Consider the following 17,674-nt stretch of genomic DNA (forward strand, 5'->3'; position numbering starts at 1 on the left):
CGTCCGTGCCCGCGCCGCCGAAGCCAACGGGAGAACGCCATGCGGATCGTTTGCATTGGGGGCGGGCCGGCCGGGCTTTACTTCGGCATCCTGATGAAGATGCTGGACCCCGCGCATCGGATCTCCGTGGTCGAGCGCAACCGGCCCTACGACACCTTCGGCTTCGGCGTGGTGTTTTCCGATGCGACCATGGACAACATGCGCAAATGGGATCCGGTCACCGCTGACACGATCGAGCAGGCCTTCAACCACTGGGACGACATCGAGGTCCTGATCAAGGGCCGGCGCATGCGCACCACCGGCCACGGCTTCGTCGGCATCGGCCGCAAGCGGCTGCTCAACATCCTGCAGGCGCGCGCCGAGGAACTCGGCGTCGAGCTGATCTTCGAGCGCGAGGTGAATTCCGATCTCGAATTCCCCGACGCCGATCTCGTCGTGGCATGCGACGGCGTCAATTCGAAGGTGCGCGTCAAATATGCCGAGACGTTCCAACCCGACATGCTGATGCGGCCGAACCGCTACATCTGGCTCGGCACCAACCGTCCGTTCGACGCCTTCACCTTCGACTTCCGCAAGACCGAGCATGGCTGGTTCCAGGCGCACATCTACAAGTTCGAGGAGGGCGCGGCGACCTTCATCGTCGAGACCACCGAGGAGGCCTATCTCGCCCACGGTCTCGACAAGATGGAGCAGGGCGACTCCATCGCGTTCTGCGAGAATGTGTTCGCGGAAATCCTCGAGGGGCATCATCTGGTCTCGAATGCGCGGCACCTGCGCGGCTCGGCCTGGCTGTCGTTTCCCAGGCTGATCTGCGGCAAATGGACCGCGTTCAACGGCAACAGCCATGTCGTGCTGATGGGCGATGCCGCCCACACCGCGCATTTCGCGATCGGTTCGGGAACCAAGCTCGCGCTGGAGGATGCGATCGAGCTCACCAACCAGTTCAAGATCCACGGCGCGACGCGCGACAGCATTCCCGCGGTGCTCAAGGCATACGAGGAGCTGCGCCGGGTCGACGTGGCGCGGATCCAGAACGCCGCGCGCAACGCGATGGAATGGTTCGAAGTGGTCGGCTCGCGCTATGCCGACACGCTGGAGCCGGAACAGTTCATGTATTCGCTGCTGACCCGCTCGCAGCGCATCAGCCACGAGAACCTGCGGCTGCGCGACAAGACCTGGCTCGAGGGTTATGAGCGCTGGTTCGCGGAGCGCAGCGGCGTGGCCGCGACCAACGACCGCGTCACGCCGCCGATGCTGACGCCGTTCCAGATCCGCGGCCTGTCGCTTCACAACCGGATCATCGTCTCGCCGATGGCGATGTATTCGGCGGAGGAGGGCGTGCCGACCGACTTTCATTTGGTGCATTTCGGCTCCCGCGCGCTCGGCGGCGCCGGCCTTCTCTTTACCGAGATGACCTGCGTCTCGCCGGAGGCGCGGATCACGCCCGGCTGCTGCGGCCTGTGGAATGACGCGCAGGCGGCGGCCTACAAGCGCATCGTCGACTTCGTGCATCACAATTCGCAAGCCAGGATCGGCATCCAGCTCGGCCATGCCGGCCGCAAGGGCTCGACGCGCGTCGCCTGGGAAGGCATGGACGAAGCGCTGCCGGACCATAACTGGCCGCTGGTGTCGGCTTCGTCAGTGCCTTATCTGCCCGACGGCCAGATCCCGGAGCCGATGAGCCGCGCCGAGATGGACGAGGTACGCGACCAATTCGTCGCGGCGGCACAGCGCGCCGTGGGCGCGGGTTTCGATATCCTGGAGCTGCACTGCGCTCACGGCTATCTGCTGTCGAGCTTCCTCTCGCCGCTGACCAACCGCCGCACCGACGACTATGGCGGATCGATCGAGAACCGCGCGCGTTATCCGCTGGAGGTGTTCCGCGCCGTCCGCGCGGTGTGGCCGGAGGACAAGCCGATGTCGGTCCGCCTGTCGTGTCACGACTGGGCCGAGGGCGGCAACACGCCCGAGGATGCACTGGCCTTCGCGAAGCTGTTCAAGGAGGCGGGAGCCGACCTGATCGACTGCTCCTCGGGGCAGGTCTGGGCCGACGACCATCCGGTCTACGGCCGACTCTACCAAACCCCGTTCGCCGACAAGATCCGCAACGAGGTCGGCATCGCCACCATTGCAGTCGGCGCGATCTCGGAGGCCGATCACGCCAACTCGATCATCGCCGCCGGCCGCGCCGATCTCTGCGCCATCGCGCGGCCGCATCTCGCCGACCCCGCCTGGACGCTGCATGAAGCCGCGAAGATCGGCGTCAAGCAGGTCGCGTGGCCGAAGCAGTACCTGTCGGGCAAGTCGCAATATGAAGCCAATCTCGAACGCGCAGCCGCGGGAGTGAAGGCATGATGAGGTTCTGGCCCAACGCACATGCGCTGGTGACCGGTGCCGGTTCCGGCATCGGCGCCGCGACGGCGATCGCGCTGGCAAAAGCCGGCGTGCGCGTCAGCATCGCCGGACGGCGGATCGACGCGCTGAAGGCGACGGCGGCATCGCTCGACAAGCAGGCCGGCGCCGTGGTTTCGATCGACGTGACGGATGAAGCTGCGGTGACCAAGGGTGTCGCGCAGATCGAGGCTGAGGCAGGGCCGATCGATATTCTCGTCAACAATGCCGGCAAGGCCGCGAGCGCGCCGTTCGACAAGACCGGCGCGGCGTTGTGGGCCGACATGCTGGCGAGCAACCTCTCCAGCGTGTTCCTGGTGACGCATGCCGTGTTGCCCGGCATGGCGCAACGCGGCCGCGGGCGCGTGATCAACGTCGCCTCGACCGCGGGTCTCACCGGCTACGCCTACGTCTCCGCCTATGTCGCGGCCAAGCACGGCGTCATCGGCCTGACGCGCTCGCTGGCGCTGGAATATGCACGGCGCGGCGTCACCGTGAATGCGGTCTGTCCCGGCTACACCGATACACCGCTGGTGGCGGATGCCGCCGCGAACATCGTCGCCAAGACCGGCCGCGGCGAACAGGAAGCGCGCGCAGCGTTGGCAAAAGTCAATCCGATGCAGCGGCTGGTGACGCCGGAGGAGGTCGCCGACGCCATCCTCTGGCTTGCCGCCGAGGGCGCATCGTCAATCAACGGACAAGCCGTCGCGGTCGCCGGCGGCGAAGTCTTTACCGGGTGAAGGAACACGTCATGTCCGAGATGAAAGCAAAGCTACGGCCGTTCAAGGATTATCCCGCCAAGCACTTCCGCTGGCAGGTCGATGCGAGCGGCCGTGTCGCGACCATCACGCTGAACCGGCCGGACAAGAAGAACCCGCTGACTTTCGAGTCCTATGAGGAGCTGCGCGATCTCTTCACCAATCTCAAATACGCCGCCGATGTCCGCGCCATCGTGCTGACCGGCGCCGAGGGCAATTTTTGCTCTGGCGGCGACGTGTTCGAGATCATCGAGCCTCTGACGCGGATGGCGATGCCGGACCTGCTCGCCTTCACGCGGATGACCGGCGAGGTCGTGCGGGCGATGCGCAAATGCCCGCAGATCATCGTCGCAGCGATCGACGGCATTTGCGCCGGGGCCGGGGCGATGCTGGCGCTGGCGTCCGATTTGCGGCTGGCGACGCCGCAAGCCAAGACCGCGTTCCTGTTCACCCGCGTCGGCCTTGCCGGCGCCGATATGGGCGCATGCGGGTTGCTGCCCCGCGTGATCGGGCAGGGCCATGCGGCCGACCTGCTCTACACCGGGCGTGCGATGAGCGCCGAGGAAGGGTTTGCGTGGGGCTTCCACAACCGTCTGGTGCCGCCGGCGGAACTCGCCGGTGCTGCGCATGAATTGGCGCGCTCGCTCGCGGATGGGCCGTGGTTCGCGCATGGCGTGACGAAAACGATGTTCAACCAGGAATGGGCGATGGGCGTCGACGAGATGATCGAGTCGGAAGCGCAGGCGCAGGCGATCTGCATGGTCACCGGCGATTTCCGCCGCGCCTTCGAGGCGTTCGCCGCCAAGCAGAAACCGGCCTTCGAGGGCAATTGAGATGATCGAGATCCTGCAACCCCAAGGATGGGCCAAGCCGATCGGCTACGCCAACGGCATGGCCGCGCGCGGCAAACAGCTCTTCATCGCGGGCCAGATCGGCTGGAACGGACAATGCGTGTTCGAGACCGACGATCTCGTGGCGCAGATCGGCCAAACCCTGCGCAACATCGTCGCAGTCGCCGCCGCCGGCGGCGCCGGCCCCGAGCACATCGTGTCGATGACCTGGTACTTGCTCGACCGCAAGGAATATTCCGCGCGGCTGAAGGAGATCGGCACGGTCTATCGCGACATCATCGGCCGGCGCTTTCCGGCGATGACCGCGATCCAGGTTGCCGGCCTGATCGAGGACCGCGCCAAGGTGGAAATCCAGGCAATTGCGGTGGTGCCGGATTGAGGGTGACGCAGTTCCGCCAATCCCGTCATCCTGAGGTGCGAGCGGAGCGAGCTTCGAAGGATGCACGTCCCGGCTGGTGGCCGTCGACCCTTCGAGACGGCCGCGTTGCGGCCTCCTCAGGGTGACGGGGATAGATCGGGGTACGCTGAAGCAATGTTAAGGCTAAGCCCAATCGTCGTGGGCCAGTCCTCGTCCCGGGCCGCAAACCCGCTTGCGGCCGGACAACGGGGCATGCGACCTTAGCCCAAAGCGTAAAAGCGTCCTGTTGTGAGTGGAGGTGAGGACGATGAAGGCGATTATCGTCGGAGGCGGAATCGGGGGCCTCACCACTGCGCTGATGCTGCGCTCGCGCGGCATCAGTTGCGAGCTGTACGAGCAGTCCGAGACGATCCGCGAGCTCGGCGTCGGCATCAACACATTGCCGCATGCGATCCGCGAGCTGGCGGGGCTTGGTTTGCTCGACAAGCTCGACGAGGTGGCGATCCGCACCTATGAGCTGTTCTATCTGACGCGATATGGCCAGCAGGTCTGGCACGAGAAGCGCGGGCTCGATGCCGGCCACGACGTGCCGCAATTCTCGATCCATCGCGGCCGCCTGCAAGGCGTGATCCATCAGGCCGTGATCGATCGGCTCGGCGCGGATGCGATCCACACCGGCTGCCGGCTCGGCTCCTTCACCCAGGATGAGGGCGGCGTCTCGGCCTATTTCTTCGATCGCAGCGGCGCCCATGTGCATACCGCGCGCGGCGACATCCTGATTGGCGCCGACGGCATCCATTCGAAAGTGCGGCAGACGCTGTTTCCGGACGAGGGCGGGCCGTGCTGGAACGGCCTGATGCTGTGGCGCGGCGCGACCGACTGGCCGGCGTTCCTGACCGGGCGCTCGATGATCATCGCCGGCGGCCTGAACGCCAAGGCCGTGATCTATCCGATCGCGCCGGGCTCGAGCCCGGCAAGCCGCCTCACCAACTGGGCGGTGCTGGTGCGGATCGGCGACGGCACCTCGCCGCCGCCGCGCCGCGAGGGCTGGTCCAATCTCGGCCGGCGCGACGAGATGATGCCCTATGTCACTGGTTTCACGATCCCGCAGGTCGACTTTACCGGACTGATAAACGCGACGCCGGAATTCTGGGAGTATCCGTGCTGCGACCGCGATCCCTTGCCGTATTGGTCGAGTGGCCGGGTCACGCTGCTCGGCGACGCCGCGCATCCGATGTATCCGGTCGGCTCGAACGGCGCCTCTCAAGCCATTCTCGATGCGCGCAGCCTGGCCGACCTGCTGGCGCGATCGGAGCACCCGCGCCAGGCGCTGGCGGCCTATGAGCGGCAGCGGCTGCCGATGACCGCCGACATCGTCGCCTCCAACCGCCGCGGCGGGCCGGAGGGCGTGATCGACGCCGTCGAGCAGCTCGCGCCGCAGGGCTTTACCGACGTCGACACCATCCTCAACTATGAGGCGCGCGAGGCGATCGTCCGCGGCTATGCGGCCAAGGCCGGCTTTGCCGCGCGCGTGGTGGCGCGGCAGTAGGTCCTTTGCAGGAGGAGACGTCCGGCAGGCCATCTCCACACCGTCATTGCGAGGAGCAAAGCGACGAAGCAATCCATCGTTCCGCGATCGCGGAAATATGGATTGCTTCGCTTCGCTCGCAATGACGGAATAAGCTACGCCGGCGGCGGCGGCAGGAAGTGGATGTTGTGCTCGGCGGCGAGCCGCACCACGTCGTCCGGGTTCTGTTCCTTCATGTTGTGGATCGCCCAGAACAGGTCGTAGAGCCTCCGCGTCGGCGACACCCAGAACAGCGTCTTAGCGGGCTGCTGCGACTTGTTGAAGATGCCGTGCGGCTTGCCCATCGGCAGCCGAACTAGATCGCCAGGAGTTGCGGATTCGTCGGCACCGTCGAGCATGAAGTCGAGCTTGCCCTCGAGGATATAGAGGTACTCGTCCTGGTCGGGGTGGATATGCGGAGGAACGAAGGTGCCCGGCGGGAAGGTGGCGTGCCAGGAGAATGAATGCTCGGTGCGGCTCTTCGGCACGTAGGTCTGGCCAAGGATGCTCCAGGAAATGCCCTGCATGCCTTCATTGGCGCGGGTGATGCCCGCAATCTCGTCTTTCATGCTCATGCTTGCTCCTATGATCTACTTTGCCGCGCAGTCCTTGGCGTAGCGATCGCCATAATTCGAAAACACCTTATCGACGATCTCGGTCTGGAATTTGCCGTCCGGCCGCTTCGCGACCTTGGTGAGGTAGAAATCCTGGATCGGATAGCCGTTGTTGCTGAACTTGAAGTTACCGCGCAGCGAGGTGAAGTCGGCCTTCTTCAGCGCAGCCGCGACGGCGTCCTTGTTGGAGAGATCGCCCTTCACGGCTTTCACCGCGCTGTCGATCAACAACGCTGCGTCATAGGCCTGCATGGCATAGGTGCCGGGCACGCCGTTGTAGGCGGCTTCATAAGCCGCGACGAACTTCTTGCTTTGGGGATTGTCGAGGTTCGGGGCCCAGTTCGCCCCGCCGAACATGCCGACCGCTGCGTCCTGCTGCGCGGGCAGGGTGGATTCGTCGACGGTGAAGGCGGAGAGCACCGGCACGGTGGCGCCGGCCTGCTTGTACTGCTTCACGAGATTAACGCCCATGCCGCCCGGCATGAAGGTGAACAGCGCGTCCGGCTTCAGCGCGGCAATCTTGGACAATTCGGGCTGGAAATCCAGCGTGTTCAGCGGCGTGTAGGATTCCTCGACGATTTCGCCCTTGTAGTCGAGCTTGAAGCCGGCGACGGAGTCGCGGCCGGCCTGATAGTTCGGCACCAGCAGATAGACGCGCTTGTAGCCGCGGTCCTGCGCCACCTTGCCGAGGATCTCATGCACCTGGTCATTCTGGTACGACGTCACATAGAAGAACGGGTTGCACTCCTTGCCGGCATAGCTGGAGGGGCCTGCGTTCGGGCTGATCAGGAAGGTCTTGCTGTCGGTGACCGGGCGGTGGATCGCCTGCAGGATGTTGGAGAAGATCGGGCCGACCACGAAATCGACCTTGTCGCGCTCGAGCAGGCCGCGCACCTTGACCACCGCGCCGTCGGGCTTCAGTTCGTCGTCGGCGTTGACGATCTCGACATCGCGGCCGGCCATCTTGCCGCCGAGGTCCTTGATCGCGAGCGCAAAGCCGTCGCGGACCTGTTGGCCGAGCGCCGCGGCCGGGCCCGACGTTGTGACCAGCACGCCAATCTTGATCTTCTCCTGCGCGGCCGCCGGGGTGACGGCGACACCCAGCAGCGCCGCCAATCCCGCGAGCTTCGTCAATTGTTTCATGTCTCTCCCCCGACCACTGCCTTGATGTTTTCGGCTTCAGCCCAATTGGCCTCAGCTTAGTCTGACGCGCGCAACCGCTGCAAGCGATGTGGCATCGCGTCAGGGCGATCGTCGCGCATCATGCAGGCGCACCCCATGCAAGCGCCGCGCCAATTGCTTGAAGTTTAAAGAAATTGCAGGATTGCCCAGACGGATCAGGCACGATTCGCAATTGTCCTTGCGGGGCGCCGCGAATTGCTTGAAGCTCAAAACAATTGGTCCGACCGGAACCCGCCGCGGAGGCACGATCGCCGCATGATCCTCGATTCCGAAACCAAAGCCGTCGAACTGCCCGACGATCACGGCACCGAGCTCAGGCTGTGGCTGCGCCTCCTGACCTGCACCACGCTGATCGAAGGCGAGGTGCGCAGCCGGCTGCGCGAGAAGTTCGACGTCACGCTGCCGCGCTTCGACCTGATGGCCCAGCTCGACAAGGTGTCCGACGGCATGACGCTGTCGGACCTGTCGAAGCGGATGATGGTATCCAACGGCAACGTCACCGGGCTGGTCGAGCGCCTGGTTGAATCGGGCCATCTCGACCGCCGCACCTCGGAGACGGACCGCCGCGTGCAGTTCATCCGGCTCACAAAACTCGGTCGCGCCGAATTCCGCAAGATGGCCGCCGAGCACGAGAAGTGGATCGCCGATATCTTCGGCGATCTCTCGCCGAAGGATATCCGCGAACTGATGCGGCTGCTCGCCAAGGCCAAGGGCTCGGCGCAGCGCTCCGCCAAGGCGAGGAGCGCTTAAGCCGTGAGCGAGGTCGATTACGAGGTCGAATACAACAACCGGGCGCGGGTGCCAGAAAATCCGGCGCTGATGGCCGGCTGGGCGAGGGACTCCGCGGCCTATCGCGAGCAGCATCCGCCGCGGCGGCTGACCTATGGTCCGGGCAGCCGCAACGTCATCGACCTGTTCGAGGGCGATCGTGGCGGGCCGCTCGTGGTCTTCATCCATGGCGGCTACTGGCAGGCGCTCGACGGCTCGTCATCGAGCCACTGCGCGCGAGGGCTCAACGGCCACGGCATCAGCGTCGCGGTGCCGAGCTACGATCTCTGCCCCAATGTCACGGTCGGCGACATCATCGGCGAGATGCGTGCGGCGTGCCGCGAACTGGCCAGGCTCGGCCGGCCGCTGGTCGTGTCGGGACACTCCGCAGGCGGACATCTTGCCGCATGCATGCTCGCGACCGATTGGCCGGCCTATGATGCGTCGCTGCCGAACGACCTGGTCAGGGCTGCTTACGCGATCTCCGGCCTGTTCGAGCTTGAGCCATTGGTCGGCACCTCCATCAACAAGGCGCTTGGCTTCGACCGCGCCGCAGCGAGGGCGGCGAGCCCGCTGTCCTGGACGCCGCCTGCGGGCGCGACGCTCGATGCCGTCGTCGGCGGCGCCGAGAGCGCGGAATATCACCGGCAGAGCCGGACCATCGTCGATGTCTGGGGCAAAGCGGGCGTTGCAACGCGGTTCGGCACTGTGCCCGACGCCAATCATTTCACCGCGATTGCGCCGCTCGCCGACCCGGGCTCGGCGATGGTCGCGCGGCTGAAGCAGCTTACGCAAATCTGAGCTTCTTGAAGGATCGGCCGGCGTTTGCCGCGCGATTTCCACCCTTGCGCCGAATTGTTTTAAGTATAAAATGATTGGCGATTGGAACGCTGCCGGGCGTCCTTGTTCTTCTCGACGTTGGTCTTGGCCTTTCTGGATGGAAAGCGAGGGGCAATCGAATGTCAGGTGAATTTCCCGGGCTCGGCCCATCCGGGCATGTCGACGATTTCGCGCGGCGCAACCTGCCGCCATCAGCGCAATGGCCGCAACTGCTGCTTGACCGGCCGGAGTTTCAATATCCCGATTATCTCAACGCCGCGGTCGAACTGACCGACCGCATCGTCGAGCAGGGGATGGGCGATCGCATCGCGTTGATCGGCAATGGCCGTCAGCGCACCTACAAGGAATTGACCGATTGGTCGAACCGCCTGGCGCACGCGCTGGTGGAGAATTACGGCGTCAAGCCCGGCAATCGCGTGCTGATCCGCTCGGGCAACAACCCGGCGCTGGTCGCGGCCTGGCTCGCGGCGACCAAGGCGGGCGCCGTCGTCGTCAACACCATGCCGATGCTGCGCGCCGGCGAACTGGCCAAGATCGTCGACAAGGCTGAGATCTCGCTGGCACTGACCGACAGCCGCATCGCGGATGAACTGGTGGCCTGCGCCAAGACCAGCAAGTTCCTCAAGCAGGTCGTCAATTTCGACGGCACGCAGAACCACGATGCCGAGCTCGATCGGATCGCGCTGAACAAGCCGGTCAAGTTCGATGCGGTGAAGACCGGCCGCGACGACGTCGCGCTGCTGGGCTTCACGTCGGGCACGACGGGCGAGCCGAAGGCGACCATGCACTTTCACCGCGATCTCCTGATCGTTGCCGACGGTTATGCGAACGAGGTGCTCAAGGTGACGCCCGACGACGTGTTCGTCGGCTCGCCGCCGCTTGCGTTCACGTTCGGCCTCGGCGGGCTGGCAATCTTCCCGCTGCGGTTCGGCGCCACCGCGACGCTGCTGGAGAACGCGGCGCCGAGCGAGATGATCCGGATCATCGAGACCTACAAGGCGACCATCTGCTTCACCGCGCCGACCGCCTATCGAGCGATGATGGCCGCGATGGACAAGGGCGCCGATCTGTCGTCGCTGCGGCTCGCCGTCTCGGCCGGCGAGACGCTGCCGGCGCCGGTGTTCGAGAGCTGGACCAGGAAGACCGGCAAGCCGATCCTCGACGGCATCGGCAGCACTGAACTGCTGCACATCTTCATCACCAACCGCACCGGCAGCGCCGTCGGCGGCACCACGGGCACGCCTGTCACCGGCTACGAGGCGAAGATCGTCGACGAAGAGATGAACGAGCTGCCGGCGGGCCAGGTCGGCAAGCTGGCGGTTCGCGGTCCGACCGGCTGCCGCTATCTCGCCGACTCCCGGCAGACCAAATATGTCCGCGACGGCTGGAACATCACCGGCGATGCCTTCGTCAGGGACGAGAACGGCCGGCTGTCCTTCGTGGCACGGGCCGACGACATGATCATCTCGGCGGGCTACAACATCGCCGGTCCCGAGGTGGAGGCCGCGCTGCTCGGCCATCCCGATGTCGCGGAGTGCGCCGTGATTGGCGCACCCGACGAGGAGCGGGGGCAGATCGTCTCGGCGTTCATCGTGCTGAAGCAGGGCGCACGCTGCGACGAGGTCGAGGTCAAGCTGCTACAGGATCACGTCAAGGCGACGATCGCGCCGTACAAATATCCCCGCGCGATCGCCTTCGTCGAGGCGCTGCCGAAGACCCAGACCGGGAAGATCCAGCGCTTCAAGCTGCGCGAGGCAAGCTGACAAGTAAAAGGGGAGGGCGACGGCCCGCGGCCGCCGCCCGACAGATCAATGCGCCGCGCCGCCGCCGGCGGCGTTCTTCGGCTTGCCGGTCAAGAGGATCGCAATCGCGGCGAACACCAGCACGATGCCGATCACGGCAAAGGTGTCGCTGAAACCAAGCACCAGGGCCTGGCGCTTCACGATATTGCCGAGCGCCACGATCGCCTGATGATGCGCGGTCGCCGGATCGGAGATGCCGTGGCTGAGGAAGTAATTGGTCACCTCGGCGATCCGGGTGCGCACTTCCTCGCGGCCGAGGTCGACCGACTGGCCGATGATGTTGGAGTGGAACTGCTCGCGCTTGGTGACGATGGTGGCGAGCAGCGCCGTGCCGATCGCGCCGCCGAGATTGCGCATCATGTTGGAGATGCCGGAGGCCGCCGCGGCATCCTGCGGGGCGACGCTGCCGAGGCTGACCGCCGACAGCGGGGCCAGCATGATCGCCTGGCCGATTGCACGGACGATGTTCGGGACGAAGAACTGGTCACCGGAGTAATCGAGCGACATCGCGATGTTCATGAAGGAGGAGACCGCGAACAGGATCATGCCGGTGAAGGCGATGAAGCGCGGATCGAAACGTTGCATCAGCTTCGGCACCAGCGGGATCAGGATCAGCTGCGGGAGGCCGGTCCAGGCCAGCACCTGGCCGATCTGCTCGGCGTTGTAGCGCTGCACCTGGCCGAGATAGGCCGGCAGCAGGTACACCGAGCCGAACAGCGCGAAGCCGACAAACACCGCCGAGATGGTGCCGAAGCCGAAGCTGCGCTGGGTCAGGAGGCGCAGCCGGATCAGCGGCTTCTCGACGACGAGCTCGATCCAGACGAACAGAGTGAGGCTGACGGCGGCGATCACCGCGAGCTTGACGATGAAGGGCGAGCCGAACCAGTCGTTCTTGTTGCCTTCCTCGAGCACGGCCTGCAGCGACGACAGGCCGATCGCCATCGTGGCGATGCCGAGCCAGTCGCCCTCGCGCAGCAGATGCAACTGCATCGGCTGGCGTTCCAGCGTGAAGCAGAGCGTGATGACCATCACCGCGGTCGGGATCACGTTGACGAAGAAGATGGTCTGCCAGCCGTAATTCTCGGTGAGGTAGCCGCCGATGGTCGGGCCGATCGCGGGGGCGAAGGTCACGGCGAGCGCGAACATGGCAAGGCCGACCGGCTGCTGGGCCTTCGGCAGCTTGGTGAAGACCAGCGTGAAGGCCATCGGGATCAGCACGCCGCCGAAGAAACCCTGCAAGCCGCGCATCGCGATCATCGAGGGCAGGTCGTGGGTGAAGGCACAGGCGACCGAGAAGATCGCAAACAGGGTGGCGAAGCCGATGATGATCTTGCGGAAGGAAAACACCCGGCTGAGATAGTCGGTCAGCGGGATCACCACGATCTCGCCGATCAGATAGGAGGTCGAGATCCAGGAGCCGTTGTCTACGCCGGTTCCGATGCCGCCCTCAATGTTGAGCAGCGAGGCGTTGGTGATCTGGATGTTGAGGATCGCCATGAACGCGCCGATCATGGCGGCGACGATGGAGATCCAGACGGCCATGCTGGCGCGGTTGGGATCGACCACTGCGGGTGCCGCGCGGGGCGCGGCAGCCGGGGAGGAGAGCGCGAGATCGGACATGACATCACCTATTTGAAGGAGGCGACAGCGAGCTTGGGAGAGGCGCCGGAGCGCGGCGCCTCGCCAGATTGCGACAAGGTTGCGATGGTCGGGATGACCGACATGCCGGGCCGCAATTCGACCGCCGTCGCGTCGAGCGCGATCTTCACCGGGATGCGCTGCACCACCTTGGTGAAGTTGCCGGTCGCATTGTCGGGCGGCAGCAGCGCGAATTCCTGGCCGCTGGCAGGCGCGAGACTGTCGACATGGCCGCGCACCACCTGTCCCGGGAACATGTCGACCGCGATCTCGACCGGCTGACCCTTGCGGACATTGGTGAGCTGCGTCTCCTTATAGTTCGCGATCACATAGGCGCCGGTGGCGGGCACCAGCGACATCAGCTGCGTGCCGGCCTGGACGAACTGGCCGGTGCGCAGGGTGCGGTTGCCGACCACGCCGTCGATCGGGGCTGATATGGTGGTGTAGCCGAGGTTCAACTCGGCCTGATGCTGGAGCGCGGTTGCGCGCGCCTGCGACGCGACCGCCTGTGCAATGTCGGCCTTGAGCAGTTCCACTTGGCGGAGCGCGGAGGCGAGGTTCGCGGTATCGCGGGCGACGGCGGCCTGTGCGCTGGCGTAGCGCGACTGCGCCTGCTGCGCGTTCTGCACGCTGCCGAAGCCGGTGCCGGCGAGGTCGGTGTAGCGCTTGTTCTCCTGCTCGGCGAAGGTCTGCGTCGCGGTGTCGACGGCGAGGGTCGCACGTGCCGCTTCGATCACCGACTGCTGCACATCGAGCTGCGCATGCTTGCTGGCGATCGCGGCTTCGGCGGCCGCGACGTCAGCCTTGGCCTGATCCAGCGCGACCCTGAAATCGCGATCGTCGATCCGCGCCAGCATCTGGCCGGCGCGCACATGCTCATTGTCACCGACCAGCACCGCGCTGAGATAGCCGGAGACTTTTGGTGCGATCGTCGTGTTATCGGCCTTCACATAGGCGTCGTCGGTCGAGACCTGGAAGCGGCCGACCGTCCAGTAATCCCAGCCGTACCAGGCGCCGCCCGAAAGGACGGCGAGCGCCGCGCCGGCCAGCAGGAGGCGGCGAAGCCTGCCCTTGGCGGCGGGCGGCCTGGCGGCCTCCGGATGTGCGATCAATTGCCTGGCGGTCTCGGCCGGAACCTGGCTCTCGGCCTTGAATGATGTCTCATGCTGGCTCATGGCAGTGCTCCCTGATCCGTTCTATCCTGCTGGAAAATCTTGCTAATTTCGGCCGATTCCGGCAGGGTTAATTAGGAAACTTGATGTTTTCCAAAATAGAGCCCATATTGGGAGTGTCAATAGAATGACAGGCATCATTTAAAAGCATGGCTCGCGGATGAACCGGAATGGCAAGGATCAGACTGAGCAAGGCGCGCCGGCGCGGCGCGGCCGGGGGCGGCCGCAGCTGCGTTCCGACGACGAGACGCGCGCGCTGATCTATGACGCCGCGCGGCGCGAGTTCTCCGAGCGCGGCTTTGCTGCGGCCAACATCGCCGACGTGGCCTGCCGCGCCGGCGTCTCCACCAAGACCCTCTATCGGCTGATCCCGACCAAGCTGGCGCTGTTCGAGGGCACGGTGACGGACCGGATGGACCGATTCATATCGGCCGTAAATCTCGGCGCCTGCGATGGCCGTGATATCGCGGCGGCACTGGAGGCCGCACTCTCGACCTGTGGCGAGCTGATCCTCGATGCCGAGGTCATCGCGCTTCAGCGCATCATCCTGGCCGACAGCGACAAATTTCCCGACATCGCCGAGATGTTCTACGAGAAGGCGATGCAGCGGACGCTTGGCGCGCTGGCTGCGTGGCTCGGCGTGCAAAGGCGGAGGGGACGGATCGCGGTGGACGACGCGCAGGCTGCTGCGGGCATGCTGCTCGGCATGCTCGTGTTCCAGCCGCAACGCGACGTGATGTACGGCCACAGGCCGCCGCCGTCGCGGGCGCAGATCGAGGCCCGCGCCAAGGCCTGCGCGGCACTGTTCTTGTCCGGATGCGCCGTGCCGGCCGATCAGATCAAGAAGCAGAACGGAGAGGCGTGACGCCGGCCCTGCGTCACTTGCCCATTGCCGCCGCCGGCGGCTGGGCCAGCACCTGCCGGATCATCCGCGCGAGATCGGATTTGCGGTAAGGCTTCGGCAGCAGCGTTACATCCGGGTCGAGACGGCCGTGGTGGATGATCGCGTCCTCGGTGTAGCCGGAGGTGAAGAGCACGCGCACCGAGGGCAGTTTGGCGATCACGGCGTCGGCGACCTGCCGGCCGTTCATGCCGCCGGACATGATGACGTCGGTGAACAGCACGTCGCAGACGAACCCCTTGTCGACCGCAGCCAGTGCTTCCGGGCCGTTGGCGGTGACCATGGTGCGATAGCCAAGCTGCTCGAGCTGGGCGCTGACGTAATTGCGCACCAGCGGATCGTCCTCGACGACCAGGATGGATTCATTGCCGCCGCGCGTGTCGACCGGAGGAGGCGGCTCGACGTCGATCATGTCGCCGCTGCTGCGCGGCAGATAGAGCTTGATCGAGGTGCCGTGGCCCTCTTCGGAATAGATCTTGAGGTGTCCGTTGGACTGCTTGATGAAGCCGTACACCATGCTGAGCCCGAGGCCGGTGCCCTTGCCGGTGTCCTTGGTGGTGAAGAACGGCTCGAACACCTTGTCGCGGATCCCCGCCGGGATGCCCCCGCCGGTGTCGCTGACCGCGACCATCACATATTCACCCGCCCGCACGTCGGGGTTGGCGACGGCATAAACCTCGTCGAGGATGACGTTGCTGGTCTCCAGCATCAGCTTGCCGCCATCGGGCATCGCATCGCGGGCATTGACCGCGAGATTGAGCAGCGCGGTCGCCATGTGGTTCGGATCGATGAAGGCCGACCAGGCATCGGGCTCGAGCGCGGTATCGATCTCGATCTGCTCGCCAAGCGAGGGGCGCAGCAGCCGCGCGGTGTCCTGCACCAGCGTGTTGAGATTCGCTTCACGCGGTTGCAGCGGCTGCAGCCGCGAGAAGGCCAGCAGGTGCTTGGTCACTTCTGCACCGCGAAACGCCGCATCGGTGATCATCTTGGCGACAGACGACAGCGCCGGATCATGTTCAACGGCTTCCGCGAGGATGTCGATCAGGCCGGTGATGACGGTCAGGATATTGTTGAAGTCGTGGGCGATGCCGCCGGAGAGGTGCCCGACGGCCTCCATTTTCTGCACCTGGCGGAGCTTTTGCTCGGCTTCGAGCTGTTCGCGGGCGGCCTCGACTTCGCGGGCGCGCATGAAGATTTCCGCTTCCATCTGCTCGGTGCGCTCGCGCAACCGGTCGGTCAGCTGGTCCTGCTCGGCACCGCGCTGCTTCAGCTGGATGAAGCTGGTGACGTCTTCGACCCGATGGATGATGTAGGTGAACTGCCCGTTCGGCCCCAACACCGGCGTATTGCGCGGGCTCCAGTAGCGTTCCTCGAAGCCGCCGCCCTCCGACTCGGGCTTGCGGATATCGTATTTCTGCACCGTCATGGTGTCGGGGCGGCGGAACTGAACCACGCGCTCGAGCGAGGCGCGCAGGTTCCGCACGCCGTCGGCGGTCGGATCGTCCGGATTGTCGGGAAACACCTCAAACAGCCCGCGCCCAAGGATCGCGGCGCGCTCGGTCTTGGTGGCGCGCAGATAAGCGTCGCTCACTGCCACGATGCGGAAGTCGGGCTGCGTCAGCACCAGATAAAGGCCGGGCGCCGCCTCGAATAACGCCTTGAAGTCGGGCGTCGGCGGGGACTGGTTCTGCAGTTCAACCTCCCTCGCAGGGTGCGGTCCGCCGGGTGACCGCAGTCAAGATGTGACATGCGTTTCGCGGAACTTCAATGCCTAACATACGGCGCCACCTCGATTTTCTGGCTCGATCGGGCGTTGCGACGTCGCCCGGGCGCTAGTTTGAATTCGGCAGATAGCGCCAGCCCTCTTTGCCGAGGAAATCCAGCATGGCCTGCGCGGGCGGCAGCAGGATCTTGTCGGCGCGCCTGATCGCGTGCCACTGCCGGACGATCGGCAGGCCCTTCACCTTGAGCACCACCAGCCGGCCGTCCTCCAGCTCATGGAACACCGTGTGCTGGGAGATGAAGGCGATGCCGAGCCCGGCCATCACAGCCTGCTTGATGGTCTCGTTGCTGTCCATCGCCATGCCGAGTTTCGGCTCCAGCCCGACCCGCTCGAAATATTGCTGCATCAGCATCCGCGTCCCCGATCCTTGCTCGCGAGTGATGAAGGTTTCGTTGGCGAGCTCCGATGGGGCGACGTGCCGCCGCCGCGCCAGCCGATGATCGGGCGCGGCGACGATGAAGTGCGGATGCCGGCCGAGCGGCTTCATCTCGACCTCGACGTCGGCCGGCGGCCGGCCCATCACCGCGATGTCGAGATCATAGCCGCGCAGCGCGTCGCGAATCTCCTCGCGGTTGCCGATCCTGAGCGTGACCTCGATCTTGGGAAAGCGGCGCGAGAACGCCGCGATCGCGAACGGCACGAAGTATTTCGCGGTGGAGACCGCGCCCATCGCGACGCGGCCGCCGCTGCGGCCGGCGATCATGTCGAGCGACTGCTCGCAATCCTTCAGCGCCGCTTCGATCCGCTCGACCAGCGTCAGCACATGTGCGCCGGCATCCGTCAGCGCCATGCCGTCGCCGGTACGTTGGATCAGCGGCAACCCTGCGAGCGCCTGCAGGTTGCGGAGCTGCAACGTCACCGCGGGCTGCGTCAGGTTCAACCGGTTGGCGGCGGACGTGATCGAGCCTGCCTCGTGCAGGGTCGACAGTGCGCGCAGCTGGCGGATGGTGAGATCCCGCGAGAAGTTGCCGGCCATGACAAGCTCCATAAGAAATACTTTGCTCGGACCAAAGATAATAAAATTTCCCTAATTGGGCAATTCGCGCGTT

At 65.2% G+C, this 17,674-nt stretch carries 15 protein-coding genes; 9 read left to right on the forward strand and 6 right to left on the reverse strand.

Translation table 11 applies throughout. The annotated features are described in order from the left end of the window. Positions 1–39: 39 nt before the first annotated feature. From ACVMIH_RS01140 to ACVMIH_RS01160, 5 genes are all read left to right on the forward strand, one after another. Positions 40–2,355 carry a bifunctional salicylyl-CoA 5-hydroxylase/oxidoreductase gene (locus tag ACVMIH_RS01140; protein ID WP_456860437.1) on the forward strand — a complete coding sequence of 772 codons (2,316 nt, stop codon included), beginning with the start codon at positions 40–42 and terminating at the stop codon, positions 2,353–2,355. Continuing rightward, positions 2,352–3,131: an SDR family NAD(P)-dependent oxidoreductase gene (locus ACVMIH_RS01145; protein WP_456860440.1), complete on the forward strand. Its 780-nt coding sequence runs from the start codon at positions 2,352–2,354 to the stop codon at positions 3,129–3,131. The genes ACVMIH_RS01140 and ACVMIH_RS01145 overlap by 4 nt, the downstream gene beginning before the upstream one ends. Positions 3,132–3,142: 11 nt before the next feature. Next, positions 3,143–3,982, forward strand: coding sequence for an enoyl-CoA hydratase family protein (locus ACVMIH_RS01150; protein WP_194295415.1), 840 nt, complete (start codon positions 3,143–3,145; stop codon positions 3,980–3,982). 1 nt (position 3,983) lies between these two features. Next, complete coding sequence (locus ACVMIH_RS01155) at positions 3,984–4,379, forward strand: RidA family protein (protein WP_038382134.1); 396 nt, start codon at positions 3,984–3,986, stop codon at positions 4,377–4,379. Between the two features lie 286 nt (positions 4,380–4,665). Continuing rightward, positions 4,666–5,907 (forward strand): flavin-dependent oxidoreductase, encoded by a 1,242-nt coding sequence (locus tag ACVMIH_RS01160; RefSeq protein WP_456860442.1) that lies wholly within the window; start codon positions 4,666–4,668, stop codon positions 5,905–5,907. A gap of 134 nt (positions 5,908–6,041) precedes the next feature. On the opposite strand, the gene ACVMIH_RS01165 is transcribed toward ACVMIH_RS01160, so the two are convergent. Then, a complete protein-coding gene (locus ACVMIH_RS01165; RefSeq protein ID WP_057015936.1) occupies positions 6,042–6,494 on the reverse strand; it encodes a cupin domain-containing protein in 453 nt (150 codons plus the stop codon). Positions 6,495–6,515: 21 nt separating this feature from the next. Next, complete coding sequence (locus tag ACVMIH_RS01170) at positions 6,516–7,682, reverse strand: ABC transporter substrate-binding protein (RefSeq protein ID WP_456860444.1); 1,167 nt, start codon at positions 7,680–7,682, stop codon at positions 6,516–6,518. Between the two features lie 294 nt (positions 7,683–7,976). Here ACVMIH_RS01170 and ACVMIH_RS01175 point away from each other — a divergent pair, with 294 nt between their 5' ends. The 3 genes from ACVMIH_RS01175 (at position 7,977) to ACVMIH_RS01185 (ending at position 11,092) form a co-directional block, all read left to right on the forward strand. Beyond that, a complete protein-coding gene (locus ACVMIH_RS01175) occupies positions 7,977–8,471 on the forward strand; it encodes a MarR family winged helix-turn-helix transcriptional regulator (RefSeq protein WP_016845834.1) in 495 nt (164 codons plus the stop codon). Positions 8,472–8,474: 3 nt separating this feature from the next. Continuing rightward, a complete protein-coding gene (locus tag ACVMIH_RS01180) occupies positions 8,475–9,290 on the forward strand; it encodes an alpha/beta hydrolase (RefSeq protein WP_456851846.1) in 816 nt (271 codons plus the stop codon). Between the two features lie 158 nt (positions 9,291–9,448). Further along, positions 9,449–11,092 (forward strand): benzoate-CoA ligase family protein, encoded by a 1,644-nt coding sequence (locus ACVMIH_RS01185; protein ID WP_229193098.1) that lies wholly within the window; start codon positions 9,449–9,451, stop codon positions 11,090–11,092. 45 nt (positions 11,093–11,137) lie between these two features. Here the strand turns inward: ACVMIH_RS01185 and ACVMIH_RS01190 are convergent, their stop codons facing one another. Together ACVMIH_RS01190 and ACVMIH_RS01195 are read right to left on the reverse strand one after the other, a co-directional pair. Then, on the reverse strand, positions 11,138–12,751 hold the full coding sequence (locus ACVMIH_RS01190; RefSeq protein ID WP_082653692.1) for a DHA2 family efflux MFS transporter permease subunit: 1,614 nt from the start codon (positions 12,749–12,751) through the stop codon (positions 11,138–11,140). Between the two features lie 8 nt (positions 12,752–12,759). After that, positions 12,760–13,944: an HlyD family secretion protein gene (locus ACVMIH_RS01195; RefSeq protein ID WP_456860445.1), complete on the reverse strand. Its 1,185-nt coding sequence runs from the start codon at positions 13,942–13,944 to the stop codon at positions 12,760–12,762. 157 nt (positions 13,945–14,101) lie between these two features. Here ACVMIH_RS01195 and ACVMIH_RS01200 point away from each other — a divergent pair, with 157 nt between their 5' ends. Further along, positions 14,102–14,806: a TetR/AcrR family transcriptional regulator gene (locus ACVMIH_RS01200; RefSeq protein WP_456860447.1), complete on the forward strand. Its 705-nt coding sequence runs from the start codon at positions 14,102–14,104 to the stop codon at positions 14,804–14,806. 13 nt (positions 14,807–14,819) lie between these two features. On the opposite strand, the gene ACVMIH_RS01205 is transcribed toward ACVMIH_RS01200, so the two are convergent. Further along, positions 14,820–16,577 (reverse strand): ATP-binding protein, encoded by a 1,758-nt coding sequence (locus tag ACVMIH_RS01205; RefSeq protein WP_338132258.1) that lies wholly within the window; start codon positions 16,575–16,577, stop codon positions 14,820–14,822. A gap of 97 nt (positions 16,578–16,674) precedes the next feature. Continuing rightward, positions 16,675–17,601, reverse strand: a complete 927-nt coding sequence (locus ACVMIH_RS01210) for a LysR family transcriptional regulator (protein WP_028331483.1) — start codon at positions 17,599–17,601, stop codon at positions 16,675–16,677. Between the last annotated feature and the right edge of the window lie 73 nt (positions 17,602–17,674).

The sequence above is a fragment of the Bradyrhizobium sp. USDA 4503 genome (assembly GCF_054055815.1).

Bases quoted from the DNA above. Each gene is read 5' to 3' on its own strand.
- ACVMIH_RS01185 (WP_229193098.1), top strand. From the start codon at position 9,449: ATGTCAGGTGAATTTCCCGGGCTCGGCCCATCCGGGCATGTCGACGAT.
- ACVMIH_RS01145 (WP_456860440.1), top strand. From the start codon at position 2,352: ATGATGAGGTTCTGGCCCAACGCACATGCGCTGGTGACCGGTGCCGGT.
- ACVMIH_RS01195 (WP_456860445.1), bottom strand. From the start codon at position 13,944: ATGAGCCAGCATGAGACATCATTCAAGGCCGAGAGCCAGGTTCCGGCC.
- ACVMIH_RS01150 (WP_194295415.1), top strand. From the start codon at position 3,143: ATGTCCGAGATGAAAGCAAAGCTACGGCCGTTCAAGGATTATCCCGCC.
- ACVMIH_RS01170 (WP_456860444.1), bottom strand. From the start codon at position 7,682: ATGAAACAATTGACGAAGCTCGCGGGATTGGCGGCGCTGCTGGGTGTC.
- ACVMIH_RS01160 (WP_456860442.1), top strand. From the start codon at position 4,666: ATGAAGGCGATTATCGTCGGAGGCGGAATCGGGGGCCTCACCACTGCG.
- ACVMIH_RS01190 (WP_082653692.1), bottom strand. From the start codon at position 12,751: ATGTCCGATCTCGCGCTCTCCTCCCCGGCTGCCGCGCCCCGCGCGGCA.
- ACVMIH_RS01210 (WP_028331483.1), bottom strand. From the start codon at position 17,601: ATGGCCGGCAACTTCTCGCGGGATCTCACCATCCGCCAGCTGCGCGCA.
- ACVMIH_RS01155 (WP_038382134.1), top strand. From the start codon at position 3,984: ATGATCGAGATCCTGCAACCCCAAGGATGGGCCAAGCCGATCGGCTAC.
- ACVMIH_RS01175 (WP_016845834.1), top strand. From the start codon at position 7,977: ATGATCCTCGATTCCGAAACCAAAGCCGTCGAACTGCCCGACGATCAC.
- ACVMIH_RS01140 (WP_456860437.1), top strand. From the start codon at position 40: ATGCGGATCGTTTGCATTGGGGGCGGGCCGGCCGGGCTTTACTTCGGC.
- ACVMIH_RS01200 (WP_456860447.1), top strand. From the start codon at position 14,102: ATGAACCGGAATGGCAAGGATCAGACTGAGCAAGGCGCGCCGGCGCGG.
- ACVMIH_RS01165 (WP_057015936.1), bottom strand. From the start codon at position 6,494: ATGAAAGACGAGATTGCGGGCATCACCCGCGCCAATGAAGGCATGCAG.